Source organism: Exiguobacterium sp. MMG028, assembly GCF_027947425.1.
Taxonomy (GTDB): Bacteria; Bacillota; Bacilli; order Exiguobacteriales; family Exiguobacteriaceae; genus Exiguobacterium; species Exiguobacterium aestuarii_A.
The window spans coordinates 203511-224872 of the sequence record NZ_JAQJIN010000002.1 but is presented as its reverse complement, the minus strand read 5'-3'; the positions used below and the strand labels follow the sequence as shown (position 1 = coordinate 224872).

12 protein-coding genes and 1 pseudogene are annotated in these 21362 nt (G+C 44.6%); 7 read left to right on the top strand and 6 right to left on the bottom strand.

Annotated elements, in window-relative coordinates:
- Positions 1 to 98 precede the first annotated feature (98 nt).
- From PJK55_RS08335 to PJK55_RS08325, 3 genes are all read left to right on the top strand, one after another.
- Complete coding sequence (locus tag PJK55_RS08335; protein ID WP_271305433.1) at positions 99 to 1259, top strand: SH3 domain-containing protein; 1161 nt, start codon at positions 99 to 101, stop codon at positions 1257 to 1259.
- A 289-nt stretch (positions 1260 to 1548) separates the two neighbouring features.
- A complete protein-coding gene (locus tag PJK55_RS08330) occupies positions 1549 to 2730 on the top strand; it encodes an SH3 domain-containing protein (RefSeq protein ID WP_271305432.1) in 1182 nt (393 codons plus the stop codon).
- 141 nt (positions 2731 to 2871) lie between these two features.
- A complete protein-coding gene (locus PJK55_RS08325) occupies positions 2872 to 4101 on the top strand; it encodes a DUF5050 domain-containing protein (RefSeq protein ID WP_271305431.1) in 1230 nt (409 codons plus the stop codon).
- A gap of 134 nt (positions 4102 to 4235) precedes the next feature.
- On the opposite strand, the gene PJK55_RS08320 is transcribed toward PJK55_RS08325, so the two are convergent.
- A complete protein-coding gene (locus PJK55_RS08320) occupies positions 4236 to 6296 on the bottom strand; it encodes a WG repeat-containing protein (RefSeq protein WP_271305430.1) in 2061 nt (686 codons plus the stop codon).
- A 298-nt stretch (positions 6297 to 6594) separates the two neighbouring features.
- On the opposite strand from PJK55_RS08320, the gene PJK55_RS08315 reads away from it, so the two are divergent.
- Positions 6595 to 7899, top strand: coding sequence for an Ig-like domain-containing protein (locus PJK55_RS08315; RefSeq protein ID WP_271305429.1), 1305 nt, complete (start codon positions 6595 to 6597; stop codon positions 7897 to 7899).
- A gap of 567 nt (positions 7900 to 8466) precedes the next feature.
- Positions 8467 to 11487 (top strand): immunoglobulin-like domain-containing protein, encoded by a 3021-nt coding sequence (locus PJK55_RS08310; protein ID WP_271305428.1) that lies wholly within the window; start codon positions 8467 to 8469, stop codon positions 11485 to 11487.
- Positions 11488 to 11648: 161 nt separating this feature from the next.
- Here PJK55_RS08310 and PJK55_RS15180 read toward each other — a convergent pair.
- A pseudogene (locus PJK55_RS15180) lies at positions 11649 to 11841 on the bottom strand (IS30 family transposase); the annotation flags it as partial.
- Positions 11842 to 12576: 735 nt separating this feature from the next.
- On the opposite strand from PJK55_RS15180, the gene PJK55_RS08305 reads away from it, so the two are divergent.
- On the top strand, positions 12577 to 16563 hold the full coding sequence (locus tag PJK55_RS08305; protein ID WP_271305427.1) for a hypothetical protein: 3987 nt from the start codon (positions 12577 to 12579) through the stop codon (positions 16561 to 16563).
- 126 nt (positions 16564 to 16689) lie between these two features.
- Here the strand turns inward: PJK55_RS08305 and PJK55_RS08300 are convergent, their stop codons facing one another.
- The 4 genes from PJK55_RS08300 to PJK55_RS08285 all read right to left on the bottom strand — a co-directional run bounded on the left by PJK55_RS08300 (position 16690) and on the right by PJK55_RS08285 (position 19345).
- Entirely contained in the window at positions 16690 to 17139 is a 450-nt protein-coding gene (locus PJK55_RS08300; RefSeq protein WP_271305426.1) for a hypothetical protein, read from the bottom strand.
- A gap of 19 nt (positions 17140 to 17158) precedes the next feature.
- Complete coding sequence (locus tag PJK55_RS08295) at positions 17159 to 17770, bottom strand: hypothetical protein (RefSeq protein WP_271305425.1); 612 nt, start codon at positions 17768 to 17770, stop codon at positions 17159 to 17161.
- Between the two features lie 265 nt (positions 17771 to 18035).
- The gene (locus PJK55_RS08290; RefSeq protein ID WP_271305424.1) at positions 18036 to 18908 is read right to left on the bottom strand and encodes a tyrosine-type recombinase/integrase; all 873 of its coding nucleotides are present in this window, start codon (positions 18906 to 18908) and stop codon (positions 18036 to 18038) included.
- Positions 18905 to 19345, bottom strand: coding sequence for a sigma factor (locus PJK55_RS08285; RefSeq protein ID WP_271305423.1), 441 nt, complete (start codon positions 19343 to 19345; stop codon positions 18905 to 18907). The genes PJK55_RS08290 and PJK55_RS08285 overlap by 4 nt, the downstream gene beginning before the upstream one ends.
- Before the next feature lie 730 nt (positions 19346 to 20075).
- Here PJK55_RS08285 and PJK55_RS08280 point away from each other — a divergent pair.
- A complete protein-coding gene (locus PJK55_RS08280; RefSeq protein ID WP_271305422.1) occupies positions 20076 to 21359 on the top strand; it encodes a nucleotide sugar dehydrogenase in 1284 nt (427 codons plus the stop codon).
- Positions 21360 to 21362 lie beyond the last annotated feature (3 nt).

The window sequence follows — 21362 nt, the reverse complement described above, 5'->3', positions numbered from 1 at the left end:
CTTAGAGTAATCAGACCGATTTCATATGTCTAATTTCGTTACAATAAAATGGGAGAAATCGACAAGGAGGTGGGTGGCCGATTCACGGCCATGACAACATGAACAAATTTATTAAACGACTCGGGGCGGGATTGTTCGCTCTATCGCTCGTGACAGCGAGCCCGAACCCGATCTCATTCGAACCGCAGTCTGCTTCGGCAGCAACACAGGCGAAAGTGTTCAACAAGGATACGAACATTCAGGCAGGCGCTTATCGAGCAGCGAAAGTCGTCCGATCCGTCAAACAAGGTGAGGTGGCGGACGTGCTCGAAGTGAAGGGGAGTTGGACGAAAGTCCGCGTCGGCACTGTGACGGGCTGGGTCGCAGGCTGGGACTTGTCCGCTAAGACTGCACCGGTCATAACGAAAGTGTTCAACAAGGACACACAAATTCAGTCAGGAGCATTTCGAGCAGCGAAAGTCGTCCGATCCGTCAAACAAGGTGAGGTGGCGAGCGTGCTCGAAGTGAAGGGGAGTTGGACGAAAGTCCGCATCGGCACTGTGACGGGCTGGGTCGCAGGCTGGGATTTATCTGACAAAATGGCTGAAGCGTATGAAGCGGTGGAGGCGTTTGTGCTCAAGGCCGGACGCTATCAGGCGGCACGGGTCGTCGCGAATGTACCGGCGGGTGCGAAACTTGAACGTATCGCCGTTCACGGATCATGGAGTGAAGTCATCTACAACGGCATGCGCGGTTTTGTCGCCAATTGGAGCATCCGTCAACAGACTGCCGAAAAACTCGTTCAAGGGAAGAGAATTCGGGCCATGGATATTATTCAGGCGACTGCAACCTATAATCCGCCGGAAGGAAACCCGTTTTATTTATATGATGAGGATTTATACGTTGCAGACCTTCCAAAGGGAGACCAGATGGGTTTTGCTTACACGAGCAATGAAAGAAAAAGTGAGACATACATTCTTTCAATCGTGAGTCAAATCTATGCAAAAGGACCGTACGCCTCAAATGTCGCACAAGATATGGTTAAAGTGAAAAAATTGTCACTGAATTACGGAGAAATTATATATGGCGTGGATACGGTTCAATCTCGTCAATTTGCGAACGAGTTTAATCGTTTATACGATGTCATGCATCAATCAATTATTAAACAATATCCAAACTTCCCGAAAGCAAATTACGGCACTCCTGGTTCGTTTAAGATTGGTGACGACTTATTCACATACCGTCTCTATACGAAGTCACTCGTGATTGAGTTCAAGTGAATGCACAAAGAAAACGACTATAATTTAGAATATGCTCGCCAATGGAGAAGCAGATGAAATAACTCTGTGTATGTATTGGTGAGTATTTTTTGCGTTCACGTGATGTGTCTCACGTTTCAATTCATCTGTTGAAAAAGACCAGCCCAAAAAGTTTCTCGATTTATTATGGATATTGAAAAAACGCTTTCCTTGTTTCAATAAACGGTGTCCAAATGCCAAATTGAATTCGATACAATAATATGGAAAAAATAACAAGGAGGTGTGTGACCGTCTAGCCGGTCACAAAAACATGAAATTAATTCAACGGATCGGGGCGGGATTGCTCGCCCTGTCACTCATCACAGTAAGCCCAAACCCACTCATGGGGGAACCGGCAACGGTCTCGGCTGCGACCGTAATCAAAGCCTTCAACAAAGATACGTCACTGAAGTCGGGCGCGTATCGTTCGGCGAAAGTATTGAAGCACGTGAAGAAGGGGGAGTCGGCGAGTATCCTCGCCGTAAAGGGAAGTTGGACGAAAGTGAAAGTCGGGACGGTCACAGGGTGGGTTGCAAGCTGGGACCTGACAGAACCGGTTCAAGCTGTCACGTCAAAAGTCTTCAACAAAGACACATCACTGAAGGCGGGCGCGTATCGTTCGGCGAAAGTATTGAAGCACGTGAAGAAGGGTGAGTCGGCGAGTATCCTCGCCGTAAAGGGAAGCTGGATGAAAGTAAAAGTCGGGACGGTCACGGGCTGGGTTGCAAGCTGGGACCTATCTTCGGCCGTGACGGAGCCCTATGAAGCTATCGAATCATTTGAATTATTGGCAGAAGCGTACCGAAATGCAGGAGTCGTCTTAACGGTGCCTGCCGGAGCACGAGTGGAACGGGTGGCGGTCCGAGGGTCCTGGAGTGAGGTTATCTATGAAGGGAAACGAGGCTTCGTTGCTAACTGGAGTATTCGCAAGTGGGGGAATGAGTCGCTAACGGAAGGGACTCGGGTTTTACCAAGTAAGATCTTAGAGGTAGGTTTGGCTTATAGACTAGAGAACAACAAACCACTGTTTAAAATGATTGATGATAATGGGTTTGATGTTTTGTCCGCATATACAATTGAAAATGGCGAAATGACATCTTCATTCTATATCACGACGTTTGAGAGTGAAGAGGGTCATTGGCGAGCTTCTGTAAATGCTTCAGTGGTCGATTTGTTTGTGGGACCATATCCTGCTAGTGAAAGAGAGCGACGTTTACGTCTTGTCAAATCCCATTCTCGATACCTTGGCGAAATCGTGTACGGGATTGACACGACGCAATCACGACTTTTCGAAGCACAACTTAACCTGTTATATGATGAATTTGGAAAACTAATCGTCAAGCACTCGCCGGACGACCATCCAGAAGTGACAGGGTCATTCCAAATTGGAAATGATGAATTTAGCTACCTCTTCTTTAATGAGGCGCTATACGTTTATTACGAATATCAATAATGAATTGCCACAGATTACACGCTAATCTGTGGCTTTTAAAAAATCCGAAAGCGGTGTCTTTGTTTCTCAAGTAACGTCTATACAGTGGAGATGATCAACAATAACAAGGAGGTGTGTGACCGTCTAGCCGGTCACAAAAACATGAAATTAATTCAACGGATTGGAGCGGGGCTACTGGCCCTGTCACTCATCATAGTAAGCCCGAATCCACTCATGGGAAAAGAGGGAACGGTCTCGGCCGCGAGTGTGGTCAAAGTCTTTAACAAAGACACGTCGCTGAAGGCGGGCGCGTATCGTTCGGCGAAAGTATTGAAGCACGTGAAGAAAGGTGAATCGGCGAGTATCCTCATGGTGAAGGGGAGCTGGACGAAGGTGAAAGCCGGGACGGTCATAGGTTGGGTAGCCAGTTGGGACGTGTCTTCTCCATCTAAAGAATATGAGCATCCAACAATTCGTGATGTTCGCCAATATCGATGTATCCCGAACTTTACAAACGGTAAAGACGATCTATACATTGTCCGGGGAGATGAGACGAAATACAAGATGGTTCGGGCCACTGTCCCGGGTCACTGTACGACAGCATATCCACAAGCTGTAAATCATCGTATTTTTTATCGGGACGGGATGGAGCAGTCTATTTATAGCATTCGTACAGATGGGACAAGCGCTGTGAAGATTGCTGAGGTCTCAAAAGGGAGTCCCTCTCTTCGGATTATTTCCGTGACGAAACAACGAGTCTATTACATTGAAAAGCGCTACGGATCGTCAGGATGGGATGACGTCATTATTTCTATGGATCATAACGGTAAAAATAAGCGTGTCTACCCGCATAAAGGCGTTGTAGATGCGGTGGTAAATGGGAGTACGATCTATTTTACAGCCGGTTACGAACAGCACCTGTATCGGATTGGGATTGATGGAACTAAAAAAATGAAACTGATCGGGGAAACCGTATACCGAGATTTTCGGATAGGACCTGGTTTTGTGTTTTACACAACACGAACAAAGAACGGGGAGAATTTACTAATCAGACATTCACTAAAAACGGGAAAACGTGAGGTCATCACACGGTATAGTTCTAGTTCCGGAGGATTTGCTGTCTATAAAGACTGGTTATATTTTGCGGAGGAAGGAACAACCTATGTTAGCAAAGGAGTCACCTATGTAAAAATGAGCATCAAGCGCAGTAGGCTTGATATGCCTGTAACGGAAAAAGAGCTTATTCATGCCTATGTAAGTCCTGAGATGGAATTGAGTTACGTCAGTGAGACGCCTGCAGGGATGAGTTATATAGTAGGGGAGTATTTTTATGTAGTCCCGTATGACAAAACGAAAAAGGCATACCGCTATCATTATAGTATTGATCGATGACTAGAGATGAATAGGGGGATAGGTGACCGCCGGATTGGTCACTATGTATCATCACTTTGCAAATAGTCATTCGATGATATATACCGTACACTTTCACGTATTGAAAAGCCGACGGACGCCGTCGGCTTTTCATGTTATCTGATTTTTAGGTAACCAATGCGATCTTCAAAGACGGTCATACCGACTCCTTCAGAGAGCGGCAACGTATATTGATACATCGCGGGAACGAAAGGTTTCCCGTTGAGTCCAAGATATCCCCATTTTCCGGTTGCATCTTCAAAAGGTGTGGCCGCACTTTGAATCTCACCGATGTACGCATAGCCCGTGTTACCGACGGTGCGTCCTTGTAAGTTGATCATATGCCACCGTTCTTTACCTTTCGACTTGATCATCACCTTTGCGCGATACTGACTAAAATCGGATGCCAGATCATAGCGAGGGGAGATGATCATTTTACCGCTTCCATCAGCATATCCAAATTTCCCGTTTTTATGGACGAGGATTCGCCCATTTTGATAGGGACCTGCGATTTGGTATTTCTGTTTATTTAAGTTGACCGAGGCTTTCAGTTCTCGTCCTTTTGTATCGATGATTCGAACTGTTCCGTTTAACGAGACGACAGCTAATCCATTTTTGAAAGAAGGGGAGCCGTAATCATCCGTTACGATATAGTCGTAACGCGGAGAAACCACCCACTGTCCTCGTTCGTTAAGAATACCGAGTTTATCTTTCACTTTGGCAAATGCATGGCCGTTACCGAAAGGATAAGCATTTTCATACGTCGGTCGAACAATCCACTTTCCGTTCTGATTGATGTAACCGAAGCGAGACTCTGATTTAACAAGTGCGACTCGTTCTTTTCCGAACCAGATGGGGATTGAAGACGAAGCTTCAAAACGAACACGTTGCGCTCGATCCATTAATCCCCAACGTCGATTCTGTCTTAACTTAAACGTGATGAGAGAAGAAGAAGCAAAATCGAGACCGGCGTAACGAGGCGGGATCACCGTTTTTCCGTTTCGGTCAATCATGCTCGCATAAAACTCATTATCTTTGTAAGTGCATACATTGAGCAGCCCGAATTGATACGCGCTGTATTGTCCACTACAGACACCCGGGGTATCAAATAACTTGTTTCCATACATATCCACGACATACGTATCATTTCTGCTAGTGGAGACATGCATACGTCCTTCGCTTGACATACTACCTGACATAAATTGTGGGGAGTACAACGTTGTAGGGAGATGTGGGAAGACCAGTGTTTTTTTCTGCTCGTTGTAATAAGGTGTGAGCGAGCTCATCCAATGTAATCGGTTGTTGTTTTTTGTTATCGCGAACGTCATGTCATTTGTAGCCGCAATCTGTTGGATCGGCGGAAGTTTCAGACGTTCTGGTATTCGGGTGATCTGCTCTTTGGCTTCTCCCCACTGCCAAACGGAACCGTCGGATGTAAGGGCGAGGACACGGTTAGAACCACCCGTGATAGAAACAACTTCTTTTAATGAAGAAGCATGTACGAACGTATTCGTGGGAGAAGTTTTATTCACGCCAGGATAAGTGGCCCATTTCGACCAAAGTGTCCCGTCCCGCTTAATAAGCCATATGCTTTTATCTACGAAATGAACAGTCTTCACGTGGTCGACCGATTCTTTTTGAAAACGAAGTTCGGTATCAGGTGACCATCTAGGCAGTTCGATTGACCAAAGTGTCCCGTCTGTGCGAACGACGAAGAGATCGAGCATGCTGATTGCAATGTCGGACACGTCTGTCATGGATAGGTCAATCCATTCTTTTGTAAAGTCGCTATAAATTTTGATTGTCCGATCTTGATGGAGGGTCACTTTATATAGGGGACTACTCGCAACTTTAATGACATCCATCGCCGGAAGAACTTTTCCTTGTGGCTCGAAAGGGTCGACCTTCATGTCTAACAGTCGATCTCCTTGCAAGAGGTGAAACGATGATGCATTCCGATCAACCTGACGAATGTTGGAATATGGGAGTCGCTCCCGTTTTAAAGGTTGATGAATGGAAGTGAACGTATAGCGGTCTAGCGTCCCATCACGATTTAGTGCAAAATATCCGTCATACCAAGGCGTCATGCTTTTGACGGTTGGTTCGGCTGCTAGAGTGGGAGACTGAAGCGACCAGACGATCCATAATCCTAAAAGAAGAATAGCAATCTTTTTCATATAGTCGATTCCTTTCGAAGTGGGATGTACCTTCATTAGTATAAAAGGATTCAAGCGGCAATTTGTGGTCGATTCATGTGATGAGTCAATCAGTTTTTTAGAATTGAACATGAAATGATCAGCAATGTCTGCCATCTCTCAACCTCGAACAGGATAAACTTGAATATTTCCAAAAGATATAAAGGGAATACTTAAAAAATATTCAATAATATAGAAATTTCTCGTCATTTTTAAAAGATGAGGATATACTACAGAAGTAGCACTTATTCATCTCATCAAGAAAGGAAAATAGAATAATATGAAAAAAACAATCACTAGCCTTAGTCTGACTGCGAGCCTGCTCGTCGGGACGATTGTCCCTGCGACTTATGTCACAGCGACAGAGTCCGCACAAACATTGCAGTTGACAGTATCTCAACCGACGACGTCATCGACGGCTCTTGAACTAACAGGCACGCCGAATGCGCTCGCCCAAATCGATTTTGGGTTTAAAGTGTATGAACGTCGTCTCGATGCGAACGGTCATGCGACGTTTGCGATGAACCCACAACCTATAGGGAAAGTGATTCACGTTACGCTTGTTTCAGGAAGCACAACGAGCGAACGGGTCACGGTGACGGTCGCGCAAGACCCGAACGTGGCAATCGCCCCAAAAATTTCAGCCGTATATAATACTTCACGCCAGATTGTATTTACGGGTACACCAGGAGCGGTAGTGAAATTCTCGGTCAATCAAGGGAAGTTTACAGGTACATACGATGCCCAAGGCGTCTATCGCTTCACGATGTTGCCACAACGTGCCGGGTCGATCATTCGTGCTGTGACGGTGACCTCTTCGGGGACGAGTGCGGAAACGACGACGACGATTCAAGCGGATAAGACAGCACCGGCCATCCCGGTTGTCACGAGCATCGTCAAGACGATGTCGACTGCGGTGACTGGCAAGACGGAACCGTACGCGACGCTTTTGTTAACAGCCGGTTCGACCGTGTATCGTGCCCAGGCCGACGCGAAAGGCATGTTTAAGATAGACTTCCCGCGTCAACCGATCAATCGTCAATTGTCACTCCGTGCGATGGATGCCGCAAAAAATGTGAGCGGGATCCGTACGATTGTTGTACAAAGTGCTCTTTACGAGAACTTCTATCGCATCGACACGGAGATGTTTGACCGTCTCGTCCTTCATAAGAAGACATTCAATATCTACGGCGCGCCTCGTCAGTCACTTTCTGTGTCCCCGATCTTTTATGGTATGCCGACTAAGGAGCGAATGGCCGTTGAAGTGAATGTGAATATCGAAGGAAATGAATTTATTGACCTCGACCGGATTCGTTTCCGGGTAGACGGAAAAACATATTGGATCCCGATGACGCTTGATAATGTGCTGTACTATGATGCGGAAATCGCAGATGACGATACGTCGAACTATGAGATGGTTCAAATGCAACCGGATCGCAATCTCATCACCGCCTTAAAAGCCGTTCGTGATACGACAAATCATGTCACGGTCATCGCGGACGGTTCAAATGGATACGTCGCTTGGTTTTTGAGCGCCTCGGAACGTCAGGCAATTAAAGATGCCCTTCAATATGCTGGTTATTAATAGGTAGTCTACATACTCTCTTCCTTATATTAAGGAAGAGAGTATTTTTTTTGCATATGGAACTTTTTTCTTTAAAAATTTGGTTAATGAAAAAATATGGATTTGAATAGAGCGGATGATGGTCAAAAGAAGAAATCTCTACTGTAAAATTTAACTTATAGTAATAATAGCCATTTAATCCATTTATATCATTAAAATGAATGATTTATATGTCGAATAATGACGAAAACCTTGTTTCTATGCGATTTTTGGACTTTTCAAAAAGATGGTAATGAGTTAATGAATTGTATAAAAAAATCCAAAATTCAATTTCATTAACCTTTTTGAGGAAAAAAAGACTTGTGCAAATTGGAAGGCTTCTGTATATTAATGAATGTAAGGTTTTCCAAGTAAATACTTGGTGACTGACAAGGGGCGATTGCCTCGATTTACCACTAGCTCATACAATCTTTGAGATCGGCGGCGATTTGGTCATACATAACAGGATGGCTGGCATGGCTCAAGGAGACAAGGGGAGTAGTGAGCAGTGAAAAAAATGCACATAATTTAAGGGAGGATTTACACAAGATGGCGAAGTCTAAAAAGCTCGTAACGTCGTTAGCGGCACTCGCAGTGTCAGCAGCGGCAGTCTCACCAGCAATCACAGCTGATGCTGCAGCAGTAAACCCGGTAGTACTCAAAGCAAAATCATTCCGTGGGGGAGTAGTTGAACTTCCAACAATGTACGGAAACTCACGCATCGTATGGGATCGTTCAACGATCGACTGGAACCAAATCAACAAGTTCCAAACAGTATACGGTGTAGTTGGATCACAGGAACGTCCGATCCAAATGCAAATCAACTTGCTCAACTACCCAATCTTCGCTGAGAAGGCAGAACCACAAGTCATCAAACTTGGAGAGAAGCCAGTTCTTCCTGAGCGCCTCAACATCAAGTTCGTTGACAAGTTCTACCCGAACGCAATCAAGTGGGAAGAAGCTCCTGTCGCTGACAAAGAAGGTACATTCTTCGTCAAAGGAACATACACGAAAGACGGACGCACAGTTGTCACATCTGCACTCTACACAGTAGAAGGCGTAGAAGACAAAGAAGCTCCAGAACTTAAATATGAAGGACCAGGCGTTTACGACATCGAAAACGGTGCGAAATTCGAATTGCCAACAGTCAAAGCAATGGACAACGTTGACGAAGAAATCGAAGTCACACACGTGATCAAAGACGCTTCAGGTAAAGAACTTGACGCAATCGACACGAAAGTCGCTGGCAAGTACACAATCACATTCATGGCTGAAGACAAGGCTGGCAACAAAGCGAAGCCTGTTGAAATCCAAGTGATGGTTGCAGAAGCACTTCCGAAGGTTGAGAGTGTGACTCCTATTGATGCAAATAAATTAAAAGTTGACTTCAACAAAGCTGTTGATTCGACAAAAGCTAAAGTTAGTCTCAAGAAAGGCGCAGTAGTTTATAATGCAACTGTTGCTTTCTCTGCCGATAGCAAATCTGCTACAATTACAACTCCAATCGACCTTGCAGAAGGTGAATATACAGTACAGGTTGAGGGATTGACTGAAACTGCATTAACTCAAAATGTAACGATTGTTAAAGAAGTGGAAAATGCAATTGAAATCACTTCAGCTCTCGTTCAAGCTTTAGATGATTCTACAATCAGCTTTAAAGTGTTAAATCAATATGGAGCTGATATGGAAGTTGATGGTAGTGATGTCATTGTTACTGCTTATAATGTAACTAAAGGCAAAACGGTATCTGTAACAGGCGATGCTGACGAGAGTAAAATTAAATTTGCTAACTTAACAGATGATAATGATTCTCAAACATCTGAAGATGCAGTGGTAGGGGATAAAGTTCGTGTGACAATCTCTTATAAAGGTATCACTGCTCAAAAAGAAATTGAAATCATCAAACCAGCTGCGACAGCAAGTGTACAACTTTCTCAAGTTCAACCTTTAAAAGATACAGTTCGGATTACTGAAGGCGACAGTGGCTTGGTTCTTCCTTACACTCTTGCTGACCAATATGGAAATTCGATCAAATTCTCTGCTGCTTCTAGCAACAATGATGATAATACTGCTACATTTGATGGAGTGTTATTTACAAGTTCTGATGTAAATGTAATTGATCCTGATTCATTTGCTGTAGATAGCGAAGGGAAACTGACTTTCACAGCCGTAGGTGATGGTAAAGCACGTATCACTGCAATCATTAATGCAACAGGTCAAACTGCTTCAGTTGAAGTAACGGTTAACAAATCTGCTGAGCTCAATAAGTTATCTATCTCTGGAGCTACTAAGTTAGTGGCTGCTGGCGAAACAGTAGAACTTGACTTCGTTGCTGAAGATCAATATGGTACTACTTTGAAAGCAGACAGTTCATTATTGTCACAAGCGGTTTGGACTTCTTCAGACACTGATGTAGTGGCAAACGATGATATTGACTTTGCAAAAGGTAAAATCAAAGTTGTAACAAATGAAGATGGAAAAACAACCCTAACCGCTAAGAAATTAGATGGTACGGTTCTTGGTACTGTAACGCTTGAAGTGGAAGCTGCTGCAAAACCTTCATCTATTACAGGTGTTACAGGTGTGGCTACAGTTCTTACTAAAGATGCTACAGACACAATTAAGACAGAAAATGTAGTGATTAAGGATCAATATAACCGTATTTACGAATTAAAAGGTGATGAAGCGGTAAAAGTTTATGTGAAAGATGGTTCTGAAACTTCTTTAGATATCGTTGACACTGCTGGTGAATCTACAGGTCTTGATCTACTTAATGCAACTACAGTAAATGCTACAAATTCTTCATTTGTGACACTAACTGGTCTTGCTACTACTGGTTCTGAGACTTTAGTTCTTCAATTGCATGATGGAACTAACGCGGTTGCAGGTGGTAAATTCGAATTGGTGATCAACACTAAAGCAGTTGCTGATGTTAAAACTTATGAACTAGCTACAATTCCAACTCTTTATGCTTCTGAAGACGATTCTTACGAAAAGGCAGTGAAGGTTACTGCAAAAGATTCTACTGGTAATGTAGTGGCAATTCCATCTACCTCTATTCGTTCTATCACTTCTAGCAACAATAGTATTGTTAAGGTGAATAGTGGGAAGTTGGAAGGTGTTTCAAAAGGTACAGCTACGGTAACAGTAGTTATTCAAGGTGCAGAAGGTTTAGTAACATTAACTCAAACTGTCACAGTCTCTGATGATGTCTTAGTGGCTCAAAAAATAGAATCTAACGATGCAGATAACAATGTATCTCTCACAGCTGCTGAATTGAAGGGCTTAGATTTAACTAGTGATGAAAGTCTTCTATACTTCACAGTGACAGATCAGTTCGATGGTACTTCACTAGTTCCTAGTGATTTCATTGTAACTAACATTGTTGATGCTTCTGGAAATGACTTAATTGATGCTGATTTCACTTTCGAAGATAGTGAGGATGCTGATACTTATGTCGATACAATCACTGTAAGTGAAAATGTGGTCGCTGGTGATAGCTTTAAACTGACTGCAGTTGCTCCAAACGGGAAAACTGTCGCTGTAACAATCACGATTGCTGCTGAATAATATTTATTAATCAAAAACATTAAAAAACCTCCGTGCTAATAACGAGGGCACTGAAAAACTCAAAATGATCTTGAACAGAGGAGCGTCGTCCCGACAAGGGATGACGCTCCTCTGTTTTCCTTTTGAGCGCAACATTTCATTGTTAAATGACTTGATGATATTTCCCAGACAAGGCATTTCCACGGTCGCCTATTGATCTTGGCGAGCGCATCCGCGAGTTCTTTACAAAAAGAACTCGCGGAGAAGACCGTTGCTGCCTCGTTTTCAGGACGCGTAGGGGTCGATGAAATAAAGCTGTACGACGAGTGACGACCTAATGCGCTCGTAACAGCTGAACTCCTTGCCCCGATCCGTCTCGAGATGGGCCAGATTGGCATCCCGAGTTCCAGATGCGTCTCTATTTTTAAGCGTTCCGTTGCGATAAGATAGGTGTAATTCATGTCGATTCCTCCATATGAACGTGTATTGTGTTGACTTCATTCTCCATGAGGGGAGCGTCATGGGCTTTTTTATATTCGCGTTAAGGTGCTGCACTTAATTTTATAGTTCATCAGTTAATTCAAATCAATCTATTATTCTGACATTCTCATTTAGGTTACTCATAGAAGTTGAGTTAAATCTTGATCTTACTTCAATTAATGTTCACCTGTATTTTGCACTACACATCACCTTTCTGAATCTAACGTGTTAGTTCGTTTACGTTCAAATTTATCACACTTACTTTCAATTAATTGAATTTACACTGTCATCTGATGAACAGTGAACATATACGCTTGAAGGGGAAAATCGTATATTACCATCCCTTTATTTTTGAACGCTTGCAAACTAATGAATCTTTGAATGCCATGTTCATCAAGTTTTGCAGACGGTTGGAAGTATAATATGAATTGTGAAATAAAGACAATCACTGATTTAAACCGATAAAGTACTAAATTCATTAGGTCATATTAATAACCTTTGAATTGTTATTTAAATGAAAATGAGGGACATATCGATCATGTACTATTGGTTTTTCCCGAAAACCAATGATTTTTCCATTATTGTAGGTTAAGATATAAAATATACTTAATAATGGAAATGAGGGATCGAATGAATCCGTTGATTCAACGGCCATGGAAACTATTGGTCGTTTTTTGTCTAGTCCTTGCCCAATTGTTGCAAGGTATCCCATCAGTCGGTGCGGTCGAGTCGGTTCGGCTCGACCCGTTTCGCGCGACCGATGCTATCGTTACAGGAGAGGCGCCAGCTCAATCGATTGTGGGGCTCGTTGCGAATGAATCGTATCGTGAAACCACAGCTGATGCAGAAGGAAAATTCTCCTTTGAGTTGACCCGAGCGGTCGGCTCGTCCGTCCGTCTCGTGACGGTCGGAGCGAATGATCTCGTTCGGGAGCAATATTATTCAGCGAGTGTCGGACAGTTGCCGCCACCGGTATATATCGGAAAAAATGAGCACCACGCCTATTTCTATTCGCAAGGTTACAATATTTCCGCTCTTGTCGATGGGGAAGTGTTCACGGGAACAGATGTGTTACGTGTACCCATCCGCGACCAGGCCATTTACCGGGTTTATAGCTCTTCCAGTAACTTAAAGTCAGAGACAGTCGAATTTGAGTTGTCTACACCTGCGGACACTCCGTTCGAATTGTTTGAGTCACCGACCGAGCGTTCCTGGTTATACGGACGCAGTCTTCCCGGTCTGTCTGTAGAGTTGGCGTTCATCGAAGATGGAACCGATTCGAGTATCGGGATTGCTAGAGCCGACGTTCAGGCGGACGGGATTTTTCAGGTAGCTTTCCCTGAAAGTAAGTTTCTCAAGTTTATTGGAAAGTCGGGCCGGTATATCTACACGGTGAACGGCATTGTTCAGGAAGAGCATTCATTTACATATGAACCGACCCGACCTGAAACGCTCCCGCATATTTTACCAGTTCACCCGGCAAACGGAATGATAGGGGGATGGCGGCCGGACGGTGCGGCGGTGTCTTACCGAACCGATCAATCTTCTCTCAGACAGAACTGCTACGGCAGTCGTCCGGATATGTTTTTGTGTTCAATCAATAATTTTTATAAGGATACCCCGAGTAAGGTATATCTCACAATCGGGTCGGATGAATACGAAATCCCGGTTGATGCGCTTACGTTGAATGTGAATGAGCCGAAAGCGCTAGACCGGTTTGTAACGGGTCAGACGGCACCGCATGCGTTTGTCCGCATAAATAACGGAACATTGTTCGTTGGTGACCGTGCAGATGAAGCCGGAAACTTTTCTGTCACCGTCCCGCCGATTGCCCACAATGGTGCGCTGTCGGTCGAAGCAAAGCTCGGTGCCCCTTATTTTTCGATGCAAACAAAAGAGATTCAGCTCACCGACGAGCGTCCGTTGCCTGAACCGGCTTATCAATTGACGGATCAGGAGATGAAAGTGACGCTATCACGGCAAAAAACGACCACGCCGAGCGCGTCCTTGTTGCTTGAACGAAAGAATGGGTCGTTCCAAAACTTTGAAATGACACTTTCGGAAAACGGGAGCGAGTCGTTCGTCTATACGCTGCCAGGGGACGTGTTCGCGGATGGTGACCAATTTACCATCAATATCGAAGATGGTACAGACGCACACGTGTCACTCTCTGATACAGTCGTCGGGAAGTCGGTTATCTTCGGGCCGGTAACGAATGAAGATCGTACCATTAACGGGAAGACGGGCCCGGGACTCATCGTCTATCAAATGGAAGGCGAACAAGTCACGTCCGCAGAGGATGGGACGTTCAGCCTACCTTTTCGTCCGATGACCGGCTCTGAGACCATTGAGGTCCGGAATCAGGAAGGGACCCAGCGCTATCGTCATACCGTCCAAGTAAAAGATGTGACTGCCCCGATTCTCGAATCGGTGGAACGGACGAACTGGGAAACCGTGATCCTCGCCATGTCAGAGCCGTCGTCTTCTCTAACGTATCGTACACTCGACGCGCTCGGTGGATTGTTACAGGAAGGGACGCTTCCGGGTTCCACATGGCAGCGTGCGTATGAAATCCGTGATTTACAAAATTATGCGGAGGTTCGTTTCGTAGAGGTGGAAGCGACTGACCGAGAGGGAAACACGGCAACGACGAAGATGGGTGTCTCTCGGGTCGGTGCTGAGGTCACGCATCATGGCGCGTTGTATGAAGGTGGACGAACACTCTCGTTCGATGGAGCACAACTTGGTGATGTGGTCGTTGTCGAACGGGATGGGAAGCGAATGGAACAGACGGTCGAACAACGTGACGACTTGTTCTATTTTAATCTTGAAACGCCACTCGAAGTCGATGAAACACTCACATATTGGATGAAAGGGGACGCGGACAACGCGAAATCGGTGACAGTGTCGAAACGGAATGTGACGTGGAATCTTTTTGACCAGAGTGTCCAAACCATTTCGACCTACCATCCTTTCAACGCGGATGAGCAACGTGTCGAACTATGGGTGAAAGACGACATGGGGCAAGAAAGATTATTGGAAGTAGATGATGTATTATACCACTCGACACTTACCTATCGTCTCGCGCATCCTTATATTTCAACGCAACAATTCATCTTCCGTGTGAAAGACCGGGAAGGGCGGATAACATACGAATCGGTCAAACGATTTGAAGAAGAGGTGTTCTCCGTCACGTGGGATGACTATATCAGCATGTTGCGTGCCGATATTGGACAAGGGACGACGTTGCAGCTAAGTCATGAGGGAGAAATCGTGCGGACGGAACAGGCTGACGCACAGGGGAGTATCCAAATGTCCGTTCAGTCCCTCCCGCTCATACCCGGTCAGGTCTGGACATTTACGCTGATTGGGAGTGACGGGATCAAGTCCTCCTATGATATCCCAGTTCAATCGGAAATGCGCGAACAGGTTAAGGAAATTGAAGTCCCGACCTTATCGACACAGGAATTGAAAGGTGTCGTCCAACGTGGGTATCGGGTCAGTGTACGATCAAACAAAGGAATCACGACCATCCATCCCGACTTTAACGGGGAATTTACCGTGCCGGCTAGCAAGTTAGGGGCGGGGGTCGTCCAGTTAAACTTATTGTCTACATCAAAAGGGATGAGCCGCCCGATCTACTTGCCCCGAATTGTCACACTTGACCGAATCGCGACAAAAGGAGACCTTCGGACGAAAGGGAAAGTCGTTCCGTACCTTGACGGAGCGGAAATGACGCTCGTCGCAGGGGACGAAACCTATCAGCAAAAGGTGACGGAAGATGGACTCTTCAACATCTCCCACGAGCCACTTCCACTCAATCCGGTATCACTTCATGTGACGAATGCACGAGGGGACTCCTTTAAGTTGAACAAACCAGAGATGTTGAACCGATTCACAGACCTGGCAGTTGCGACATTTACGACTTCGAGTACCGTATTGTATGCGCTGGCCCCTGCAGGTACGTTTGTACAAGCTGTCGTAAACGATAGAATCGTGAGTACAGACATCGCCAGTGACGCTTCGCGAATTGAGCTGAACATGCCGAGACTTCCAGTCGGGACATCGATTGAACTTCGATATTGGAAGACGGGTTATCGTGGGGCGAAACAGACGATACAAACGATGGGTACGTTACCATTGATGTCTATGCGAGCCACGACATTCCGCTCCGATGTCATCAGGGGAGTCGGTACGTTTGATGCGACCGTGACTGCTTATGTTGGCTCGAAGCGAATTGGTGAACCGACGCTCATCGGAGATAGTGGCGCGTTTTCGATTTCTATCCCACCTCAATCAGTCGGTACAGAAATCACGCTCGTCGAAGAGAAGCCCGCTCACATCACCCGAACGCAGACGATTCGCGTGCTCGACTTGATCCGGGTGATGTCAGTGAGCCCGATCCGAACGACGCAGACGGTAGCTTATGGAATGGGGCAACCCGGTGCGACAGTTCAAGCATTCGTTGGGTCTAAGGCAATTAGTCGACCGGAACGGGTTACTTCTTTTAGCACGTATCGTGTGGATATCCCGAAACTGAAGGCAGGAACGCCTGTGACGATCAAGATGAGTCATCCGGATTATCTAGAGCGGACAATGACGGTCAGAGTAAAATAATCTGATTGGTGCCAGATCCTATCTAGAGAATGGTTCGAACGGAACAGGTGACCTGTACAAAGAAAACGATTTACCAAGAAGCCGCTATCCTTTTATCGTGAAGGATAGCGGCTTTTACATATGAGATTAAGCGTTCACGAAACGTTCGGCTTGTTCTTTCAAGAATCGTGAAAAATGAATGTTGGGTATGTTCATGAAAAGTTGCTCCACAAAAAACGGAATACCTTGGAGCGGTACGGTGGTTGTGGAAACGTTGATGTCTGAGTGCTCATCATAACCGATATGAATAACCTTCCATTCAAATCCGTTTACGGCAGGCGTTTGAAGTGCGAGCAAAATAAATGGGTCGTCTACTTCCTTTGCCTTTAGTTTGCTCGAAAGGTCTTGCTCTTCTCTAGAATCGTTTGAAAGGGGATTCGTCACTACGAAGAGTAGATCGGGCACTTGACATCTGCACTCGATATTCATTTTGTGAATGAACGAGATACCGCAGTTGAGAAAGATGTTGACCAAGCTATAAAAACATCTCCGTTTTCCTGCTAAAGGAAACGGTCGAACAATAAACAAGGGAGCCACTATCGGCTCCCTTGTTTGTTTAGTATTGAAGCAGTAGTTCTGCCGCCCGCAATCGGACAGCCGGATCCTCATGGTCGAGTAACTGTTCCAATGCATCATATGCTTTGTCTTGACGAGAGGAGTTCGTTTGTGGGCTCTCTCCATCTGCCGTTTCTTTAGTGAACAGGAGCTGTTCGATTGTTTCTCGATGTTTTGTCACGTTAGCGATTGCCCCGGGGAAACGGAGTGAACTTCGTAATTCGTCCGGCAATGTTTGACGATTGAGCGGCTTCTTGTCGAAGTGCCAAATCACTGAACGCTGATGCGGATAACCTTGATCCTCAGAATCCAATGTCTCCTCGTATTGATAACCAGATGTTACTTCTGCAAAGTAAACGTCTTGTTGATTGTCATCAGGAACAATCACGTAATCACCGATTTCAAATTTTAAGACAAATTGAGTGACGTTTTTCAAGCTGCTTTCCCAATCATTTCTTTTCAAAGCTTCACGTAAATCTTCTACACCGGAATTTGCGAATGATTGACCTGTCGGATAACCGATTGCAATGCGATCCTGTTGCAGAAATTCCTGCATCCGATTCTTCCCGTGTGGTAAAGGGCGTACGATCCATACTTGTTTGTCTGCAGTCATGTGTAATTCCTCCTTAATTTGTGTTCAAATGTGATTAGATGTGATTACAAATATATAATACCTCGTTTATCAAGACTAGGCAAGTCTTAAAAAAAGTCAGTCTAGGGAGTAGGCGCAGTAAATCCATTACGAATATATGGGTGCCTTGTGTAGAACGATGAAACGGCTCCGCCTCTTAGACTTGAGGCTGAAGCCGTTTGATCGATTTTTTAATTTTTCCTTTTCACTCAAGGTGTCAGGCGTATTTCCTTAAGGCTCATTTGATTTACGTGTTACGAATCATCTTCTCGATCGCCTCTCGCTTTCTTTCTGCACTAGGCATGACATACTGACGTGTCGTATTTAAATTTTCGTGACCGAGTATATCGGCGAGCAAGATTTCCTCACCCGTAGCCTCTAAGAATTGGGAGGCGAATGCCCGACGCAATTTATGGGAAGTCTTCGGTTGGCCGGTAACTAAACAAGAAGCTTTTTTTAAATGACTGTTTAGCGTGGTCGTACTAATGATATCCCAACGCTTTGATGGGAAGAGGTAAGGGAAATGTTTATTTCTTGGTCGTTCTTCCTCAATATAATGAGAGAGAAACGTAGTCAACGTGTGACTCATGGGTACCATGCGCGTTTTTCTCCCTTTCCCTTGACGTATCAAGAGCGTACGATGCTCCCAGTCCACATCATCCAGTTGTAAACGAGCGACCTCGCTCACGCGCAAACCGGCATGATATTGGACGGTGAACAGCGCTCGGTAGATGGGGTTTTTAACGTGTTGCAGAATCGTTTCGACCTCATTTTTAGAGAGAGGGATATCACTATTACCACGTTCATGTTTGACATGAATCCGCTTAAACGGATTCGTATCGACATAACCTTCTTCGATTGCCCAGTCAAAGAATGTGCGAAGAGCACTCAGATAATTATTGAGCGTTCGACCGCTTCGCCCTCGTCTCATCTCCGTCAGATAAGGCATGATTGCTTCACGTGTCAAACATGAGGAAAGGATTAAGGGGTGCCCATGAAAACGCACCATGATTGTTTCGAATTGTCGGAACTTATAGCGTGCGTTGGAAATCGTGCTGTTCGCATGGTTGGTTGCTTGTAAGTAATCCATATGCTTGTTAACTGCGTCCTGAAATGTCATTGATGAACCTCCTGAAGTAATAATTTCTTTAGTTCGGCCTGATATGCACGAAGTCGGCTCGGTGAATATCCAAGCTCTTGCTCTCGACCGTCTAAGAGGTGACAGAGTAACGCATAATGACGAGTGGGTAAAACATCTTTTGCCCAATCGAAAAATTCAATGACGGATATGTCCGTATGACCTGTTTCAGGCATATGTTCAAGCGTCACTTCTTTGGATAATGCGCTTTTGCGGCTTGACTGATGGTTCAGAATGGATCCGCGTATTCTGATGTAGCAGTAGGTCTTGGAGAGAGTTTTTCCTTGTGAGATTGCTTTCCATAGGGCGATCCTTGCAATTTGTGCACAATCTTCAATCTCGTTCGGGTGGATTTGAAGGGTGCGGATGACGTAATAAATCATTGGCTCCCAAAGTTTCAGTTGATCATCAATCGTCATGAACGTTTATCCTTACGAGGGCCCTTCCTGGATTCCTAGGTAGTTTGAGCATAATGGTTGTTATGTACAAAATAGACGTTTTCGATGAATACATACCTAGTTATCGAAAACGTCCTTACGGGATTTGATTGTCATCAAGGATGGATTCTGCTGCTTTCTAGAGATGATGATTTATCATAACAACCATTATGTGAAAGAAATGTGACGTTTTACGGTTTGACATTTTTAAAAATGGGAAATTTAAATAGTGTGCAGTTTAGACATACTTGTCAGTCAATGTCTAAAACTCCCTTTAGTGTTGACTCCTCTTGAAAAATACGCTTATTTAAGGAAAAGACTGTCCGAATCATAGCGTAGTATGGTAATATCAAAGGGCAAACCTTCCCTTAGGTTGCGCATGTAGAGGTTCAAGTAGGTTAATAGACCATCTTGTGTAAAGGACGAAGTCGACGTAGTCGCTTCGTCCTTTTGCGTCATTCTTAGTCCTTTAGATGTAGAACCCGCGTGAATGTTAACGAGTATAAAAGTTGTGACGTTTCTATTAATAAAATGTATTTATGTTGTAATTTGACCCTGCTCAAACGTTGCGGTAAAATTTCATCTATGTGAGATGGCATGAGACAGTATTGATTATCGGACCGTGCGGTAGTATAATCTGTTTGCTCTAGCTCGATTTCTAAGAGTAAATGTACGAGATATCGTGCGGATTGAAAATTGGAGGATATGAACAATGAAAGTTTGTACAATTGGATTAGGATATATTGGACTTCCTACTTCAGCAGTGTTTGCACAGTATGGTGTCGATGTGCTTGGAGTAGACATTCATCAGTCAGTTGTTGATAAGTTAAATCGTGGTGAAATTCACATTGAAGAACCAGGTCTTGAGGACGTAGTGAAAGACGTTGTTGCAAAAGGAAAATTCCGTGCCTCACTTGAGCCTGAAAAAGCTGATGCGTTCATCATTGCCGTACCGACGCCAAACAACGATGACGAACATAAATCATGTGACTTAACTTACGTACTTGAAGCGACGAAACGCGTTCTTCCATACGTAGAAAAAGGAAATGTCATTATTGTCGAGTCGACAATCGCACCTCGTACAATGGATGATCACGTGAAACCGCTTGTTGAAGCAGCCGGTTTTACAGTAGGAGAAGATATCTTCCTCGTACATTGCCCTGAACGCGTTCTTCCTGGTCAGATTCTTGAAGAACTTGTATACAACAACCGTATTGTCGGCGGAATTACGTCAGCTTGTGCAGATGCAGGAGCGAAAGTATATGGTACGTTTGTTAAAGGCGAAATCATTCAAACAGATGCTAAAACAGCAGAAATGTCGAAGTTAATGGAAAACACATTCCGTGATGTCAACATCGCTCTTGCCAACGAATTGGCGAAAGTATGTAACGCACTCGACATTAATGTCCTCGATGTAATCGAGATGGCGAACAAACACCCGCGTGTTAATTTGCACAGCCCGGGTCCAGGTGTCGGAGGACACTGTCTTGCTGTTGACCCATACTTTATCGTTGCGAAACAGCCAGACCTTGCGAATATCATCAAGTTGTCACGCGATACAAACGTGTCTATGCCTGCTTACGTGGTTGAGAACGTACAAAAACTCGTCGCAGGACGAAATGATGCGAAAATTGCTGCATTCGGAGTGACATATAAAGGTAACGTAGATGATATGCGTGAAAGTCCAGCAGTTGAAATCATCGAAATGATGCTTGAACAAGGGATGAATGTTTCTGTACATGACCCTCATGTTGAAGTTTCATCTTCGAAGCATTTTGACCTCGTATCAAAAGAAGAAGCAATTCAAGGAGCTGATATCGTTTTGATCCTTGTTGATCACAACGAGTTCAAAGCGCTGGACTTTGCTGAACTTGAAGATAAAATGCGTCGCCCAATGATCTTTGACACGCGTAATATCGTCAAAGAAGGTGAAGGCGTGACAGTTGTCAATTATGGCAACTTGTACAACCATACGAAAGCGAACGTTACATTATAAGGT

What these genes read in the sequence shown, in the direction of transcription:
- PJK55_RS08335 (WP_271305433.1), top strand. Translation starts at nt 99, where the DNA reads ATGAACAAATTTATTAAACGACTCGGGGCGGGATTGTTCGCTCTATCG.
- PJK55_RS08330 (WP_271305432.1), top strand. Translation starts at nt 1,549, where the DNA reads ATGAAATTAATTCAACGGATCGGGGCGGGATTGCTCGCCCTGTCACTC.
- PJK55_RS08325 (WP_271305431.1), top strand. Translation starts at nt 2,872, where the DNA reads ATGAAATTAATTCAACGGATTGGAGCGGGGCTACTGGCCCTGTCACTC.
- PJK55_RS08320 (WP_271305430.1), bottom strand. Translation starts at nt 6,296, where the DNA reads ATGAAAAAGATTGCTATTCTTCTTTTAGGATTATGGATCGTCTGGTCG.
- PJK55_RS08315 (WP_271305429.1), top strand. Translation starts at nt 6,595, where the DNA reads ATGAAAAAAACAATCACTAGCCTTAGTCTGACTGCGAGCCTGCTCGTC.
- PJK55_RS08310 (WP_271305428.1), top strand. Translation starts at nt 8,467, where the DNA reads ATGGCGAAGTCTAAAAAGCTCGTAACGTCGTTAGCGGCACTCGCAGTG.
- PJK55_RS08305 (WP_271305427.1), top strand. Translation starts at nt 12,577, where the DNA reads ATGAATCCGTTGATTCAACGGCCATGGAAACTATTGGTCGTTTTTTGT.
- PJK55_RS08295 (WP_271305425.1), bottom strand. Translation starts at nt 17,770, where the DNA reads ATGACTGCAGACAAACAAGTATGGATCGTACGCCCTTTACCACACGGG.
- PJK55_RS08290 (WP_271305424.1), bottom strand. Translation starts at nt 18,908, where the DNA reads ATGACATTTCAGGACGCAGTTAACAAGCATATGGATTACTTACAAGCA.
- PJK55_RS08285 (WP_271305423.1), bottom strand. Translation starts at nt 19,345, where the DNA reads ATGACGATTGATGATCAACTGAAACTTTGGGAGCCAATGATTTATTAC.
- PJK55_RS08280 (WP_271305422.1), top strand. Translation starts at nt 20,076, where the DNA reads ATGAAAGTTTGTACAATTGGATTAGGATATATTGGACTTCCTACTTCA.